At 61.7% G+C, this 15527-nt stretch carries 14 protein-coding genes; 9 read left to right on the top strand and 5 right to left on the bottom strand.

Annotated elements, in window-relative coordinates; genetic code table 11:
• Positions 1 to 10: 10 nt before the first annotated feature.
• On the top strand, positions 11 to 2188 hold the full coding sequence (locus I2G20_RS04610) for an RNA degradosome polyphosphate kinase (RefSeq protein ID WP_246472889.1): 2178 nt from the start codon (positions 11 to 13) through the stop codon (positions 2186 to 2188).
• A gap of 62 nt (positions 2189 to 2250) precedes the next feature.
• Complete coding sequence (locus I2G20_RS04605) at positions 2251 to 3738, top strand: Ppx/GppA phosphatase family protein (protein WP_196258504.1); 1488 nt, start codon at positions 2251 to 2253, stop codon at positions 3736 to 3738.
• Between the two features lie 8 nt (positions 3739 to 3746).
• Here the strand turns inward: I2G20_RS04605 and I2G20_RS04600 are convergent, their stop codons facing one another.
• The 4 genes from I2G20_RS04600 to I2G20_RS04585 form a co-directional block, all read right to left on the bottom strand.
• A complete protein-coding gene (locus I2G20_RS04600; RefSeq protein ID WP_196258503.1) occupies positions 3747 to 4619 on the bottom strand; it encodes an amidohydrolase family protein in 873 nt (290 codons plus the stop codon).
• Positions 4619 to 5755 (bottom strand): mandelate racemase/muconate lactonizing enzyme family protein, encoded by a 1137-nt coding sequence (locus I2G20_RS04595; protein WP_196258502.1) that lies wholly within the window; start codon positions 5753 to 5755, stop codon positions 4619 to 4621. The genes I2G20_RS04600 and I2G20_RS04595 overlap by 1 nt, the downstream gene beginning before the upstream one ends.
• Positions 5752 to 6660: a 5-dehydro-4-deoxyglucarate dehydratase gene (gene kdgD, locus I2G20_RS04590; RefSeq protein WP_196258501.1), complete on the bottom strand. Its 909-nt coding sequence runs from the start codon at positions 6658 to 6660 to the stop codon at positions 5752 to 5754. Before kdgD ends, I2G20_RS04595 begins: the two co-directional genes overlap by 4 nt.
• A 215-nt stretch (positions 6661 to 6875) precedes the next feature.
• Entirely contained in the window at positions 6876 to 7601 is a 726-nt protein-coding gene (locus tag I2G20_RS04585; RefSeq protein ID WP_196258500.1) for a FadR/GntR family transcriptional regulator, read from the bottom strand.
• 217 nt (positions 7602 to 7818) lie between these two features.
• Between I2G20_RS04585 and I2G20_RS04580 the strand changes: the two genes are divergently transcribed.
• The 4 genes from I2G20_RS04580 (at position 7819) to I2G20_RS04565 (ending at position 11477) form a co-directional block, all read left to right on the top strand.
• Positions 7819 to 8616: an NAD-dependent epimerase/dehydratase family protein gene (locus I2G20_RS04580; RefSeq protein ID WP_196258499.1), complete on the top strand. Its 798-nt coding sequence runs from the start codon at positions 7819 to 7821 to the stop codon at positions 8614 to 8616.
• Between the two features lies 1 nt (position 8617).
• The gene (locus I2G20_RS04575) at positions 8618 to 10132 is read left to right on the top strand and encodes an aldehyde dehydrogenase (NADP(+)) (protein ID WP_196258498.1); all 1515 of its coding nucleotides are present in this window, start codon (positions 8618 to 8620) and stop codon (positions 10130 to 10132) included.
• A gap of 89 nt (positions 10133 to 10221) precedes the next feature.
• Positions 10222 to 10959: a cytochrome c oxidase assembly protein gene (locus I2G20_RS04570; RefSeq protein ID WP_196258497.1), complete on the top strand. Its 738-nt coding sequence runs from the start codon at positions 10222 to 10224 to the stop codon at positions 10957 to 10959.
• The gene (locus tag I2G20_RS04565) at positions 10959 to 11477 is read left to right on the top strand and encodes a CopD family protein (RefSeq protein ID WP_246472833.1); all 519 of its coding nucleotides are present in this window, start codon (positions 10959 to 10961) and stop codon (positions 11475 to 11477) included. Before I2G20_RS04570 ends, I2G20_RS04565 begins: the two co-directional genes overlap by 1 nt.
• Here I2G20_RS04565 and I2G20_RS04560 read toward each other — a convergent pair.
• Positions 11455 to 11922, bottom strand: a complete 468-nt coding sequence (locus tag I2G20_RS04560) for a DUF2231 domain-containing protein (protein WP_425502615.1) — start codon at positions 11920 to 11922, stop codon at positions 11455 to 11457. The two genes, I2G20_RS04565 and I2G20_RS04560, sit on opposite strands and share 23 nt — an antisense overlap.
• Here I2G20_RS04560 and coxB point away from each other — a divergent pair.
• Genes coxB through I2G20_RS04545 form a run of 3 tightly spaced genes read left to right on the top strand, consistent with a single transcriptional unit; the run spans position 11902 to position 15517 of the window.
• A complete protein-coding gene (gene coxB / locus I2G20_RS04555) occupies positions 11902 to 12672 on the top strand; it encodes a cytochrome c oxidase subunit II (protein ID WP_343070305.1) in 771 nt (256 codons plus the stop codon). The two genes, I2G20_RS04560 and coxB, sit on opposite strands and share 21 nt — an antisense overlap.
• Entirely contained in the window at positions 12669 to 15185 is a 2517-nt protein-coding gene (gene ctaD, locus I2G20_RS04550; RefSeq protein ID WP_196258495.1) for a cytochrome c oxidase subunit I, read from the top strand. Before coxB ends, ctaD begins: the two co-directional genes overlap by 4 nt.
• Positions 15182 to 15517, top strand: coding sequence for a hypothetical protein (locus I2G20_RS04545; protein ID WP_196258494.1), 336 nt, complete (start codon positions 15182 to 15184; stop codon positions 15515 to 15517). Before ctaD ends, I2G20_RS04545 begins: the two co-directional genes overlap by 4 nt.
• The last annotated feature ends 10 nt before the right edge of the window (positions 15518 to 15527 follow it).

Here is a 15527-nt window from a genome sequence, read left to right as displayed (position 1 = left end):
TATGGACGAAATGGTGCACTACGAGGATGAGGCTGCCGCAGACATCGCCCCCGATATCGAGACATTGCGCGAGAGTCCGGCGAGGTTCGTCAACCGCGAGGTCAGTTGGCTGCAATTCAACATGCGCGTGCTCGAAGAAGCCGCCAATCCCCACCATCCGCTGCTCGAACGGCTGCGCTTCGTTTCGATTTCGGCGAACAATCTCGACGAGTTCTTCATGGTGCGGGTGGCGGGCCTCAAGGGCCAGTTGCGGGCCGGACTGCCGCGCGAAAGCGCCGACGGGATGACGCCGACCGAGCAGATCGAGGAGATCACGACGCTTGCCCAGCACCTGCACCTCGAACAGCAGGACCAATGGCAGACGATCCGCGAGGAGCTGTTCGAACAGAATATCGTCATTCACGAAGCGCAGGATTTGACGCCCGAGCAGATAGAGTTTCTGCAAAAGATATTCCGCGAGGATATCTTCCCGGTGTTGACCCCTATTGCCATCGATCCTGCGCATCCGTTCCCCTTCATTCCCAATCTAGGATTCTCGCTTGCCTTTCATCTCGAGCGGGCGGCGGATAACACGCAAATGACGGCACTTGTACGCGTGCCGGCCAATCTCGACCGCTTCGTCAAGCTGCCGACCAAGGCGATCTCGGACCGGCAGGTCGAGATGGTCACCATCGAAACGATGATCAAGCTGTTCTTTCACAAGATGTTTCCCGGGTTCACCATCATAGGGTCCGGCGCCTTCCGCATCGTGCGCGACAGCGAAATCGAAATCGACGACGAAGCGGCCGATCTCGTGGTCGAATTCGAATCGGCCCTGCGCCAACGGCGGCGGGGACAGGTGATCCGGCTCGAAATCGAACGCTCGACGCCGCGCAGCCTCAAGCGGCTGATTGCCGACGAGCTCGGCATCGCGGCCGAGGATACGTTCGAAGTTGACGGGTTCCTGGGGCTTGCCGACGCTGGCAAGATTTGCGAGCTGGACAGGCCCGAACTCAAGTTCCCGCGCTATCATGCGCGCTTTCCCGAACGCATCCGCGACCATCACGGGGATTGTTTCGCGGCGATCCGCGAGAAGGACATCGTCGTTCATCATCCCTATGAGAGCTTCGACGTCGTGGCGCAGTTCATTGCCCAGGCGGCGCGCGATCCCGAGGTCGTGGCCATCAAGCAGACGCTTTACCGCACCTCCAAGGACTCCCCCGTCGTCAAGGCGCTTATCGCGGCGGCCGAGGCGGGCAAGTCAGTGACCGCGCTGGTCGAATTGAAGGCACGGTTCGATGAAGAGGCCAATATCCGCTGGGCGCGCGACCTCGAACGAGCGGGCGTGCAGGTAGTGTTCGGCTTCATCGAACTCAAGACCCACGCCAAGCTCAGCCAGGTGGTCCGGCGCGAGAAGGGCAAGCTGGTGTCCTATTGCCATGTGGGGACGGGCAATTACCACCCGATCACGGCCAAGATCTATACCGACCTATCCTATTTCACTGCCGATCCGGTGATCACGCGCGACGTGGCGCGGATATTCAATTTTATCACCGGCTATGCGCGGCCGAGCGAGCTCGAAGCCATTGCGATTTCGCCCATCACGCTGCGGCAGCGGCTGATGGATCATATCGCGATGGAAGCGGAACTCGCACGCCGCGGCGAGCCGGCTTCGATCTGGCTCAAATGCAACTCGCTGGTCGATCCGGAAATCATCGACGCGCTTTATGATGCGAGCCAAGCGGGGGTGAAGATCGACCTCGTCGTGCGCGGCATCTGCTGTTTGCGGCCCGGAATACCCGGCTTCTCGGACAATATCCGCGTCAAATCGATCGTCGGACGCTTCCTTGAGCACTCACGGATCTACTGTTTCGGGAACGGGCGCGAGCTGCCATCGCGGGATGCAGCGGTCTATATCTCTTCGGCCGACCTGATGCCGCGCAACCTCGACTGGCGCGTCGAGACGCTGGTGCCGATCAAGAACAAGACTGTGCACAAGCAGATTCTGGATAGAATTATGGTCGCCAATCTGCGAGACAACCAGCAGAGTTGGGAGGTGCTGCCGGACGGCACCGCCCAGCGGATCGTGCCCGCCGATGGCGATGAACCTTTCAACGCGCACGACTACTTCATGACCAATCCTTCCCTCTCGGGGCGCGGCAGCGCCCTGCATGGGCAGGAGGATGACGACGAAGAAGGTGACGTTTGATTCGATTTTGGAGCGTCGAATCGGATCCGGCGGGGCAGGGCCGGATTGCCGGAGCGAAGCCGGTGGCCGTTCTCGATATCGGATCCAACTCGGTCCGCCTGGTGGTCTATGAGCGCCTCGCACGGGCGCTGACGGTTCTCTATAACGAAAAATCATCCTCGGCCCTTGGGCGAGGCGTCGCGCAGACCGGCATGCTGGCAGAGGCGAGCATGGCCAAGGCCATCAAGGCGATACGCCGTTTTGCGCTCGTCGCACGCCTGACGGAAGTGGGACAAATCCATGCCTTTGCGACCTCGGCGGTGCGCGAGTCGCAAAACGGGGCGGATTTCAACCGGGCCGTCGAACAGATCATCGGCGTTCCGGTCCGCGTGCTGACCGGCGCAGAAGAAGCCCATTACGCCGCGCTTGGCGTAGTGTCGGGCATGCCCGATTTCTCAGGGGTCGTCGGCGATCTCGGCGGGGGCAGCCTCGAGCTTGCCGTGGTGCGCGGGCGCAGGGATTATTTTGGCGAGACACATGAACTCGGCGTCATCCGTCTTCAGGACGATAGCGGCATGTCGCCGGCCAAGGCCGCGGAAATCGTCCGTGAACGGCTGGCGAAATCGGAGGTGATCGGGCGCGAGGATCTCAGGACCTTCGCTGCGATCGGCGGAACCTGGCGCGCGCTGGGCAAGTTGCATCAGACCCGCCGCAAATATCCCTTGCATATGGTGCAGGACTACGCGGTGCCTGCCGCCGAGATTTTGCCTCTCTGCGATACGCTGGTGGCTGAGGCGGCGGCGAAAAGCACAAAGAAGGTCACCGGCATCGATTCGGTCTCAAGCGGACGCAAGGCGCTGTTGCCCTATGGGGCGGCAGTGCTTGCCGAAGTCCTGCGGGCGGGGCAGTTCGACCAGGTGGTTTTCTCGGCGCTTGGGGTCCGCGAGGGCTATCTCTACGCCCTCCTCGATGAAGAAACCCAGGACGACGATCCGTTATTGGCCGCTTGCAAGGAAGTGTCGCTGCTCCGGTCGCGGTCTCCCGAATTTGCATATGACCTGATTGCGGGGAGTGCAGAGCTTCTGGCGATTGCGGGGATCGAAGAAACGCCGGAAGAACGCCGGCTGCGCGAGGCTGCCTGTTACATATCCGATATCGGCTGGCGGGCGCATCCCGATTACCGGGGCGAGCAGAGCATAGACATGATCGCCTTTTCCGACATTGTGGGCATCGGGCACCCTGGGCGGGCCTTTCTTGCCCAGACAATCGCCTATCGCTACATGGGCTTCAAGCAAAAGAGCGCCAGTGAAAAACTGCTCGCGCTGGCTGGTGAGCCCCTAAGCAAGCGGGCGCGGTTGATCGCTGCCTATTTCCGCGTCGCATATCCGCTGGCCGCCGCCATGCCGGGTATCGTGCCGCGCACCTGGTTCACGGTGAACAAGAAAACGCTTGTCTTGCACCTGCCGGGCGATCTGGCGTTTCTCGACGGCGAGCGGATGCAGGGACGCCAGCGCCAGCTTGCAATCGAGGCGGGGTTCGGCGGCGGGGCAATCGTGGTGGAGGACGAATAGCCGGCCGGCTACTTCGTCCACCGGCTAAAGCCGTAAAGCTCTTCGGGGTTATCGACCAGCGCCTTCCTGATCCCGGATTCGTCGGGGAACCAGCCGGGCACGGTATCGATCAGCGCGGCGTCGTCGGGGTAGTCGTCGGTGGTGCGCGCGCCGTTGTGCGGCCAGTTGGTGCCCCAGACGACCCGTTCGGGCGCGTAGGCGGCGATTTCGCGTGCGATTGCAGCGATGTCCGGGTAGTCGGGGCCGCCGGCGCGGGAGGATTCATAGCACCCGGCGAACTTGAACCAGCAATTGCCCTTGTCGATCAGGCGTTTGACCGCTCCGATCTGTGGGCTATTGGGGGTGACGCCTGAAAAGAACTTCCCGTGATGGTCGAACACCCAAGGGCTCCTCAGCGCGGCGAGGCGCGGTTCGTGGTCGAGGATGAACGAGCCGTCGAACTGGATGGCCATCATCCAGCCAAAGGCCGACGCGCGGGCATCGACGGCTTCCAGGCTGGACAGGCCGACAGCGCCGCCGGGCAGGTCCATGATACGGGCGCCCACAACGTTGGCATCGGCGAGGCGCTGCATTTCCGCGTCGTCCGTCGTCCCGGTGATGACGGCGACACCTTTGGAGACATCACCCATTTCCGCCAGCGTCGCGAGCAGGCAGGAATTGTCGCCCTGGTAGGCGTTGCCTTGGGTGATGACAACGCGGGCAATGCCCAGCCAATCCATCGTACGACGATATTCGGCGGGGCCGGGCAGGGGTTCGGCTGGCAGACCCGGTCCGCCTTCCTTCGGCGGAAAGCCGGGCAGGTACATGTGCATCTGCGTGTCGATGGTACCAGCGGGGAGGGCAATGCCGGGCTTGTCGCCCGAATACTTGCGGTCGAGCATCAGCCTGCCTTGGGTGCGAATTCCTTGAGGGCATCGCGATTAATCTCGATGCCGAGACCGGGGCCGGCGGGGATTGCGACAACGCCGCGCTGGTGTTCGAGCGGGGTCGTGACAACGGCCTGCCGGAAGGGATTGTCGGTTCGGTCGAATTCGAGGATTGGATCGAGAGGCGCGGTACGGACCGGGTTGGGGACCATCGCCCCCATGAACTGAAGCGCCGCCGCGATCTGGACTGCCGTGCCCCAGACGTGGGGAATGAGGCGGACACCATGAAGCGCGGCGAGATCCGCGATCCGTCGGGCTTCGGTAAAGCCGCCGCAGCCACAGATATCGGGCTGGACTATGTCGACACAGCGGGTTTCGATGGGCTCGCGCATACCCCAGCGGGTGTGCCAGGTCTCGCCGGCGGCAATCGGGATGGGCTGGCCGGCGCGTACGGCGCGGTAGGCCCCAAGCTGTTCGGGCGCTACAGGCTCCTCGAACCAGTCGATGCCGTATTCGACCGCCCTCCGTCCCAGCTCGACGGCCTCCATGGCATCATAGCCATGATTGGCATCGATCATCAGGCGCATGTTCTCGCCGGCCACCTCTCGGACGGCCTGGATGACGCGGAGGTCTTCCTCGACGCCGAAGCCGATCTTGATCTTGGTTGCGTGAAAACCCTCCGCGCGGTAGCGAGCGACGTCCGCCGCATTGTCTGCTAAACGGTCCACGCCATCGCGCTTGAACGAACCGGTGGCATAAGCGCGCACGGTTTCGCGGAAGCGGCCACCGAGAAGGATCGACACCGGCACTCCAAAATGCTTGCCCTTGATGTCCCAAAGGGCGACGTCGATCCCGGAAATGGCCGTGATCGTCAGGCCACGCTGCCCCTGATCGCGCAGCGCGTTATAGAGCGTTGCCCAAACCTTTTCGGTTTGGAGCGGATCCTGTCCGATAAGCCACTGCTTATAGATGCCGACGATTGCGGCGTTGGGGAGGGCCGGACCGAGGCACTCGCCCCATCCCGTGATGCCATTGTCGCATTCGATCTCGACAAGCAGATGCAACCGCTTGTCGAAGCGCATGGATGCACTCTCGAAGGCCGTTTCGAGTCGGTGTTCGAGCAGATGGGTGCGTACGTCGACGATTTTCATCGCTTGTACGAAGCGATCAGGGCAGCCAGCATATCTTCCTCCTCCTGCGTCAGGTCCGATAGTGGCGCGCGAACCGGTCCCGCGTCAAAGCCTTGCAACCGGACACCAGCCTTGATTGCCGATACGGCATAACCCTTCGCACGATTGCGGATCGCCATGAAGGGGTAGAAGAAGTCGCGGAGGATCTCTTCGCAGCGTGCGCGGTTGCCGCCACGCAGGGCGTTGTAGAATTCTATCGCGAGGCCGGGCACAAAGTTGAAGACTGCGGAAGAATAGGTGGTGAAGCCTGCACCGAGATAGGCTTCGGCGAACAGTTCGGCCGTCGGCATGCCCCCGAGATAGGTCAGGCGGTCGCCCATTGTCGCGGTGATCTGGCGGACAAGGCCGATATCGCCTGAACCGTCTTTGAAACCGATGAGGTTGGGGCACTCGTCGCACAGGCGTTTGAGGGTGTCCGGCTGGAGGACGGCATTGTCGCGGTTGTAGACCATGACACCGATGCCGATCGACTGGCAGACTTTCCTTACGTGCTGGAATAGCCCCTCCTGGGGGGCGTCGATCAGGTAATGGGGGAGGAGCAGGATGCCTTCAGCACCTGCCTTTTCTACCGATCGTGCGATGGAGACGGCGATGTCCGTCCCGTATCCGCAGCCAGAGACGATGGCCGTGCGACCGCCAGCGGCTTCCTTCGCCGCGCGAACCACATCAGCAACCTCTTCGGGAGCGAGCGAGAAGAATTCGCCCGTGCCACCGGCAGCGAAGAGGGTCGTCGCATCGTAATGGGATAGCCAATCGACATGCTGCTGGTAGGAATCGGCGTTGAAACGCCCTTCCGAATCGAAATGGGTGACGGGAAACGAGAGCAACCCGGCTCCGAGAGCCTTCTTCAGTTCGAGAATGTCCATCGCTGCAATTTCCTTCAAGCCGCTTCGCGTTATCCATGGGCATACAAACCTGCATGACTTATGTCAACAGCTTGTATGATATGTTTGCGCCAAGTCGGCGGCTTAACTGGAGGTCATACCGAGGGCGGCGAGGGAGAGGAGAGCCTGTGCCCGCCTGTTAATGAAAACCGTTACAATCAAGTGCTGCCGTAAAAATGGTGTCTGGGGAACTCGCTCTACCCATCCTTGCGAAGCAAGGCGCGGTAGCGTCTCTGACTGCCCTGGAGGTGGTCGCGCATGGCGTCACGCGCGGTTTCGGCGTCTCCGTTGGAGATGGCGGAAACGATCCTGCCGTGTTCTTCGTGTATTTGCGTGAGGTAGGCGGGCGAGGTGCGTTCGTTGTCGGCGGACTGCAGGGCGGCGCGGGGGATAGCGCTCTGACCCATAAGCTCAATGAATTCGAGGAACCTGGGGTTATTGGTTGCTCTTGCGATTGCCTTGTGGAGTTCAAAATCCGCGCCACTGGTCGGTTCGCCCACGGCTATGCATGCTTGGACGGCGGCGTGCCTTTCATGGATCTCTTCGTCCTGCGCTGGGGAGCGGCGCAGGGCCGCCAGGGCCGCGGCTTCCATCTCCACGGCTCCCCGTAGCTCAAGCAGTTCTATAATCGAGGAAATGCGGGCGTGATCGATGTTCTGGAAGGGTTGGGCGTGTGCGGCACCGGGTTCCAGGACAAAAACCCCGGCCCCGCGACGCGGCTCGACCAGGCCATCGGCCCGCAAGGCTGCAATGGCTTCGCGTACGACCGTGCGGCTGACACCATGAGCCTCGGTCAGCTTGGCTTCGCTGGGAAGTTTCTCGCCAGGCTTGACCTTGCCGGACAGAATGGCATGGCGTAATGCCTTGCTCACCTGCACGACGAGCGTGCCTCCGTTTGCGTCGTCGCGCTTGTCGATGTCCATATTGCCCCTCACACCGGAGTTTCGACCCCGATTCCTCAAATTTTTATAAAGCCGACTGACACATGCCGTATCACGCGCTGTCAAGTCGAGAAGGAACAGGTACGGCAAAGTCATCAGACAGATTGACGTATCCTATCTTATCTTTATGTTGGCCGCAAATGGCAATCCCAGCGACGGAAGCGGGCATGGGCCCAGTATTCCCGAAAGGAGAAACCCCTTGAAGCGATTGTTGATAACAGGCGCCGCAGGCGGGATGGGCCGAGTGATGCGGACGAAACTTGCGCATCTGGCCGACATCGTCAGAATTTCTCATCGTAGCCCGATGGAAACCGAGCGCCCGGATGAAGAGTTCGCGCTATGCGATCTTGCTGACCGGGACGCGGTATTCAGGGCCGTCGAAGGGTGCGACGGGATCGTTCACCTGGCTGGAGTCGCCGCCGCGGACAAGTTTTCCAATATCGTCGACGGCAACATTGTGGGCCTCTACAATCTCTATGAGGCGGCCCGCGCTAACGGGATGCCGCGGATTCTTTTCGCGAGTTCCAACCATACGGTCGGATTCTACCCCCAGAACCAGCGGCTTGACGCCAAGGCTCCGACGCGGCCCGACGGACTATATGCGGTGTCCAAATGCTTCGGTGAAGCGCTCGCACAAATGTATCACGACAGGTTCGGGCAGGAGACGGCCATAGTCCGGGTCGGGTCGTGTTTCGACAGGCCACGCAATTACCGTCAACTTGCCACATGGCTGAGCTATGATGACTTTGCTTCGCTGACCGAGCGTGTATTCGCGGTGCCGCGTTTGGGGTGTCCGGTCATCTGGGGGGTATCGAACAATACAGCCAACTGGTGGGATAATTCACATGTGGCTTGGCTTGGGTGGGTACCCTCTGATAACTCAGAGGTGTACCGGGCTGAAATCGAGGCGACTGTGCCGCGTCCGGACCCAACCGATCCAATTGCGCTCTATCAGGGCGGCAATCACGTGACCGATCCGATCTACGAGGACGACTGACATGACTTTTGTGCCGCATGGCAAGCATCTGATCGCCGGTGAATGGGTGGCTGAGGCCAATACCTTCAAATCGGAACCCGCGCATGGCGACGCGCACGATTTTTCCATCGGGACGGTAGATAACGTGAACGCGGCCTGTGAGGCGGCGGAAGAGGCGTTCTGGTCCTATGGCTATTCGACCCGCGAGGAACGTGCGGCGTTCCTCAATGCGATTGCAGACGAAATCGACGCGCGCGGCGACGCCATCACCCAGATCGGCAGCCAGGAGACAGGGCTGCCAGAGGCCCGGCTCGTTGGCGAGCGTGGCCGGACAACAGGCCAACTCCGGCTCTTTGCTTCGCATATCCTGAAGGGTGATTATCTCGACCGGCGGCACGACGAGGCCCTGCCGGACCGCCAGCCGCTCCCGCGCCCGGACCTTAAGATGGTGCAGCGTCCCATCGGCCCGGTTGCCGTGTTCGGGGCTTCGAACTTCCCGCTGGCCTTCTCGACCGCGGGCGGCGATACCGCGGCGGCGCTGGCCGCAGGGTGTCCGGTGGTGGTCAAGGGGCATTCGGCTCATCCGGGAACGGGTGAAATCGTCGCCGAGGCCGTCAATGCCGCGCGCGAAAAGCTCGGGCTGCATCCGGGCGTATTCTCGCTCATCCAGGGCGGCAATCGTGAGGTCGGGTCTGCCCTGGTGCAGCATCCCAATATCAAGGCGGTAGGGTTCACCGGTTCCTTGGGTGGGGGCAGGGCGCTATACAACCTCTGCGCGGCTCGGCCCGAGCCAATCCCGTTCTTCGGTGAGTTGGGGTCGGTCAATCCGATGTTCCTCCTGCCTGAAGCGGTAAAGGCGCGCGGCGCCGAGATTGGTAAGGGCTGGTCAGGATCGCTGTCGATGGGCGCAGGGCAGTTCTGCACCAATCCCGGCATCGCCGTCGTCATCGATGGGCCGGAGGCTGACGGTTTCGTCAGTGCCGCCAGGGAAGCGCTTGCGGCCGTGGGCCCGCAAACCATGCTGACCGACGGGATTGCAGAGGCCTTCCGCTCGGGCCGCGACCGTGTTGCGGGTACGGCGGGTGTGCAGGAATTGCTGACATCGACCTGCGACCTGCGCAATGCGACGCCATATCTTTTCGAAACGACCGGTGCGAACTGGCTGGCCAACCACGCACTGGGCGAAGAGGTGTTCGGGCCGTTGGGTCTCGTGGTGCGGGTGCGCGACGAGGGTGAAATGTTGGCCATTGCCCGCAGCCTCCAAGGGCAGCTGACGGTCACCCTGCATCTCGACGCCGGCGACAGTGCGCTCGGTCAGAGCCTGATGCCGATCATCGAGCGCAAGGCAGGGCGTGTTCTCGCCAACGGGTTCCCGACCGGCGTCGAAGTTGCCGATTCGATGGTGCATGGCGGGCCGTATCCGGCGTCGACCAATTTCGGGGCGACTTCGGTGGGCACGCTATCGATCCGACGCTTCCTGCGCCCCGTGTGCTACCAGAACCTCCCCGATGCACTGCTGCCGTCGGATTTGCATTAAATCGATGGATCGAAACCGGCCCCTTATGCGTTAGCGCCTGAGGGGCCGAACGGCACTGGTATCGGCCCCTGCGAGGGCCAGATACCGACATGCCAGAACCATATCTCGATCCTTACTGTGGACCGGCGCCTACACCTGTAACGCTTCTGGGGCGCTGGAATTTCGATCCCATCATCCTTGCGGCAATGTTCGCCCTGGCCGTCGCCTGGCTGCAATGGGGCCGTCGCGACACTGCTGGCCGCCTGTCTCTGGTCGGTGCGCAGGTGCTAATCGCGGTCGCGTTCATTTCTCCGCTTTGTGCGCTGGCCTCGGCACTTTTTTCTGCTCGCATTGCCCATCATGTCATTCTGATTGCGGGCGTCGCGCCGCTGCTCGCCGTGGCTCTGCCGTGGAAGGCCGGACCTTTGCTCCCGCTTTCTGCGCTGGTGATCCTACACGCAGCGGTATTGTGGTTCTGGCACGCGCCGGACCCGTATCTGTGGGCGCTTTCGCATGACGCGCTATATTGGGCCATGCAGGTAACGTTGATGGGATCGGCTTATCTCGTCTGGCGTGAGGTGCTCTCACCGTTGACCCGGGCGGGTCCGGGGGTGATGGCACTGCTCGCCACCGTCATGCAGATGGGGTTCCTGGGCGCCTTGCTCGTCTTTGCGTCACACCCCGTTTATATCGCGCATTTCGGGACGACGCAGGCATTCGGCCTTTCGCCGCTGGGCGACCAACAGCTTGCGGGGCTGCTGATGTGGGTGACGGCGGCTCTGCCTTATTTCGGGGTTGCGCTGGGGCGGTTCGCGGCCATGCTGGCGCCTCGCGCGCGGACGACCTGATGCTGTCTGCGGGACTGAAGTTCATCCATGTCGCAACCATCGCCATATGGGCGGCGGGGCTGATCTGCCTGCCTTTCGTCTACCGTCAGCGAAGCGAAGTGGGCGTCGATCACGATCTGCACCGGCTGCATGCGATGACCCGGTTCTTTTACGTCGTGATCCTCTCGCCCGCCGCGTTCGTCGCCATTGGATCGGGGACCGTACTGATCTTCGATCAGCAAACGTTCGTGCCCTGGTTTACGGTGAAGCTCTTTTTTGTCGGCGTTCTTGTGCTCGTTCACGTCCTCACCGGCCTTGTAATCCTCAAGCTGTTCGAAGAGGCCGGACACTACCCGAATTGGCGCTATGTCGCCGTGACGTCGTTTACCGCTGCCGTTGTCACGGCAATCCTTGTTGTCGTCTCAGGCAAGCCGGAGATCGATATCCGCGATTTCCAGACCGATTTTTTCCAGCCCGGCTACCTTGGCGAGATGCTGGCCCCTGTGCTGGAGCCGTTCATTCGTCTGGTGAGACCATGAGGCCAACCCCATGATCGAACACGAGTTTCCCTCCATGCCAACCAGCTACTCCGGCGAAAATGGCCGAGAGCACGGAGAGGGCAAGGCCGTGCGGGAGAACCTCCTCGGGAAAGTAGAGGCGCACGCCCCAGTTGCTCGCGGCAATGGCCAGGAGGGTCATGGCGGCGATGGCGTGGGTCCAGCTTCCCACCCGTATCCTGATGCCGCGTACAAGGAGCAATTCTGCAGTACCGGCGAGCGAGGCGGCGACGCCAAGCCAAAAGGCAAATCCTGCGCTCCAGACACCTGCGCGGAGGAAGAATTCGTCGCCCGTGAACCAATAGAACACGTCAGATCCCAACGTGGCCATGATGAGCGCGATGGGAAAGTGCACCAGCATGGCGTGGATCGGGTGGCCGGCCACAGCAACCGCAGAGCTCACAGAGTGCTCCTTGACCTTCTGCATGACGGGGCTGTGCTTGCTGTTGTCCTCGGTCATTTTTCCTCGCGATTCCGGGGGAGCGTTGCGCAGGCAACGCTGGCGAGCGGGCGCTGGTTCCTTTTGGCAGGCGCCGCTCTGGCGCTAGCGGGTTGCGCCGGACCGTTGTCGACGCTCGATCCAGCCGGTCCCGCTGCCTTGTCAATTGCCTGGCTGTGGTGGGTCATGCTGGCCGGCGCTACCGTATTGGCCCTCCTGGTCTTTGTTTTGCTGGCGGTGGTCTATCGACGGCCGGACCTCGGCGCGCGCTTCGAACCCTACCACTGGATCGTAGGCGGCGGGCTGATCATGCCTGTCGTCGTGCTCACGGCGCTGGTGATCTACGCCCTTTTTACCGGCGAGCGATTGCTGGCGCATCCCGATCCGGATGTTCCGCGCGTGTCCGCGCGAGGCGAGATGTGGGTGTGGCGGTTTTCGTACCCGGACCACCCGGAAGCGGGAGAAACGGACGTGCTGCACATACCGGCTGGGCAGCCGGTTGACGTGCTGGTCACATCGACAGACGTCATCCACTCATTCTGGGTGCCGCGATTGGCCGGGAAGATCGATGCCATTCCGGGGCACGAGAACGTCGTACGCATCCATGCCGACAGGCCCGGCACATACCGGGGCGTCTGCGCAGAATTTTGCGGTATCGGACACACCGAGATGATTTTTACCCTCATGGCTCACGACCCTGAGGAGTACCAGGCGATACTATCAGGAGGTACCCCATGAGCAGCATGGAGCCGCGCTCGCCCATAGCGCTGCACAAGGCGCTTGAGCGGGTCTGGGGAAGCGGCAAGGGTTTAAGGCGGCTGTCCGCGGTCAACCACACCGTAGTGGGAACGCGGTTCATGGTCACCGCCCTGGTGTTTTTCGCCATCGGCGGCGTGCTCGCGATGCTCATCCGGGCCCAGCTGGCGACGTCCCATTCGGCTTTCGTGGGGGCGGACATCTACAATCAGATTTTCACCATGCACGGCACGGTGATGATGTTCCTGTTCGCGATTCCCATGCTGGAGGGACTGGCGATCTACATGCTGCCCAAAGTGCTTGGCGCGCGCGATCTTGCGTTCCCCCGCGTTACGGCATTCGGGTACTGGTGTTACCTTTTCGGGGGCACGATCATCCTTGTCTCGATGCTGTTCGGTGTCGCCCCCGACTCGGGGTGGTTCATGTACACCCCGCTCTCCTCGAACGTCTATACGCCGGGCATCAACGCCGATGTCTGGCTCTTGGGCGTGACGTTCGTAGAGATTTCGGCCATCGCTGCAGCGGTGGAGATCACGGTTTCAATCCTCAAGATCCGCGCGCCGGGCATGTCGCTCAACAGGATGCCGATTTTTGCCTGGTACATGCTGGTGACGGCGCTGATGATGGTGGTGGGCTTTCCGCCGCTGATCCTCGCCTCGATCCTGCTCGAGATCGAACGGGCATTCGATCTGCCGTTTTTTGACCCCACGCGCGGAGGCGATCCCCTGCTCTGGCAGCACCTGTTCTGGCTGTTCGGCCACCCCGAGGTTTATATCATCTTCCTGCCGGCGGCAGGGGTGCTCTCGACCATCATCCCAGTGTTCGCGCAAAGGCCGATCATAGGATATCGCGCAATCATCATCGCCATCGTCGCGCTGGGCTTCCTATCGTTCGGGATCTGGGTGCACCACATGTTCACGGTGGGCATTCCGCATCTGGCGCTTGCCTTCTTTTCAGCCGCCAGCGCCGTCGTGGCGATCCCAACAGCGGTGCAGATTTTTGCGTGGCTCGCCACTCTTGCGCATGGCAGGCCGCGGTTCGACGTTCCAATGCTCTATGTGGTGGGGTTCTTCATCGTGTTCGTGCTCGGCGGGTTGACGGGCGTCATGCTGGCGATGGTGCCGTTCAACTGGCAGGCACACGACACGCATTTCGTCGTTGCGCATTTGCACTATGTCCTGGTGGGCGGTTTCGTGTTCCCGATGCTGGCCGGCATCTACTATTGGCTGCCGCACCTCACCGGCCGTCAGAGTGTGCACAGAATTTCGGTACCGGCTTTCTGGCTGATTTTCATCGGCTTCAACCTCACCTTCTTCATGATGCATCTGACCGGCCTCATGGGTATGCCGCGGCGCATCTACACCTATCCCGCCGCCTTCGGTTGGGACTGGCTCAACCTCCTGTCATCGGTGGGCGGGTTCATCCTGACGATGGGTTTTGCCCTCGTAATGGCCGACATCATACTACAACTCAATTTCGGGCGGCAGTTCGGCCGCAATCCCTGGCGGGCCGGGACGCTGGAATGGGCGATGCCGACACGTCCAACGTCCTATGCCTTCGCGTCACTCCCAGAGGTTTCGGAACGGGCGGACGATCTCGATGTCGATACGCTCGGACGGGATCTGGCCGCTGGCAATGGCTATCTCGGATTTGTCCGCGAAGAGCGAATGGAGACGCTCGGGGTCGACATGACCACCGGACGGCTTGAGCATGTCGCGCTGCTGCCCAAATCGACGTACCTGCCGCTTGTTTCCGCATCGCTTGTTGCCGGCGCCGTGATTTCGATGTTGTTCGCGTTCTACTGGGTCGCGCTGGCCTTTGCGGTGCTGGTGTCCCTGAGCTTCGTGTGGTGGTCGCAAGCCAACAGGATCGAACCCGGGATGGGGTTGCTTGACGTTGGGCGCGGGGAGAAGGCTCCGCCACATAGCGAGGTGGACCGGCCAGCTTCGTGGTGGGCAATGGTCTTTGCCCTGCTGGCCAACGGCACGTTGTTCGCGTCGCTCCTCTTTGGGACGCTCTATAACTGGCTGGTGGCGGCGAACTGGCCGCCACCGGACGTCGCCGAAACCGGCCTCGCCATGCTGGTTGCGTTGATCGGCTACCCCATCGCTGGCGCGGTGGGATGGTGGATCGAGCGCACCAATCGGGGAAGCGGCCGCATCGCGCCTCTCCTTGCGGGGCTGACGGGCGCTTACATCCTGACCATAGCCGCCGGATCGATTGCGATTGCGGGGATGCCTGATCCCACCGCCCATGCCCACGCTGCCACGGCCTTCGCGCTGCTCGGCTACGGGGTGCTCCATTGCGCGATCGGCCTTCTCTTTGTGCTCAATGCGGCGATCAAGATGTGGCGTGGACTCATCGTGCCGGGTGCCCAGCTCGAATTGCGGATTGGGAGTCTGTGGCATGGCTATACGGCGCTGACCGGAATCGCGGGTATCCTTATGGTCATGGCGATGCCGTTTCTCATCGGGATGCTGGAGGCAACACGATGACCCTTGTCCGGACGCCGTCCGCCGATCTTCTGCTTCTCGTCATCGGCTTTATCGTCTGGTCGATCGCCTTCATTGCGCTTTATGCGGTCAATGCGATCGGATGCGAGTTCGGGTGGAATCAGAGGTTCCAGCGCACCGTCCTCGTGGGGCTGTTCGTCGTTCACGCCCTGTTTCTGGCCTGGTTTGCCCGACAGAACTACCGTTACCTGCTGGCCGCGGACGCCGAGCCCAGAAAGATGATCGCCTATACAGGGTTCGGGCTTACCGTTGCGGCGCTGGGCTCGATGATTTTCGTTCTCGCGCCCAGCCTTTTCATCACCATGTGCATCTAATCGGGCTGGT

Origin of the sequence: Pelagibacterium limicola (assembly GCF_015694405.1) — a bacterium.
Classification (GTDB): Bacteria; Pseudomonadota; Alphaproteobacteria; order Rhizobiales; family Devosiaceae; genus Pelagibacterium; species Pelagibacterium limicola.
Note: the sequence above shows the minus strand (reverse complement) of the source record. Positions and strands in the feature narration are given on the sequence as shown.

Bases quoted from the DNA above. Each gene is read 5' to 3' on its own strand.
- I2G20_RS04610 (WP_246472889.1), top strand. From the start codon at position 11: ATGGTGCACTACGAGGATGAGGCTGCCGCAGACATCGCCCCCGATATC.
- I2G20_RS04600 (WP_196258503.1), bottom strand. From the start codon at position 4,619: ATGCTCGACCGCAAGTATTCGGGCGACAAGCCCGGCATTGCCCTCCCC.
- I2G20_RS04595 (WP_196258502.1), bottom strand. From the start codon at position 5,755: ATGAAAATCGTCGACGTACGCACCCATCTGCTCGAACACCGACTCGAA.
- kdgD (WP_196258501.1), bottom strand. From the start codon at position 6,660: ATGGACATTCTCGAACTGAAGAAGGCTCTCGGAGCCGGGTTGCTCTCG.
- I2G20_RS04585 (WP_196258500.1), bottom strand. From the start codon at position 7,601: ATGGACATCGACAAGCGCGACGACGCAAACGGAGGCACGCTCGTCGTG.
- I2G20_RS04575 (WP_196258498.1), top strand. From the start codon at position 8,618: ATGACTTTTGTGCCGCATGGCAAGCATCTGATCGCCGGTGAATGGGTG.
- I2G20_RS04570 (WP_196258497.1), top strand. From the start codon at position 10,222: ATGCCAGAACCATATCTCGATCCTTACTGTGGACCGGCGCCTACACCT.
- I2G20_RS04565 (WP_246472833.1), top strand. From the start codon at position 10,959: ATGCTGTCTGCGGGACTGAAGTTCATCCATGTCGCAACCATCGCCATA.
- I2G20_RS04560 (WP_425502615.1), bottom strand. From the start codon at position 11,922: ATGCAGAAGGTCAAGGAGCACTCTGTGAGCTCTGCGGTTGCTGTGGCC.
- ctaD (WP_196258495.1), top strand. From the start codon at position 12,669: ATGAGCAGCATGGAGCCGCGCTCGCCCATAGCGCTGCACAAGGCGCTT.
- I2G20_RS04545 (WP_196258494.1), top strand. From the start codon at position 15,182: ATGACCCTTGTCCGGACGCCGTCCGCCGATCTTCTGCTTCTCGTCATC.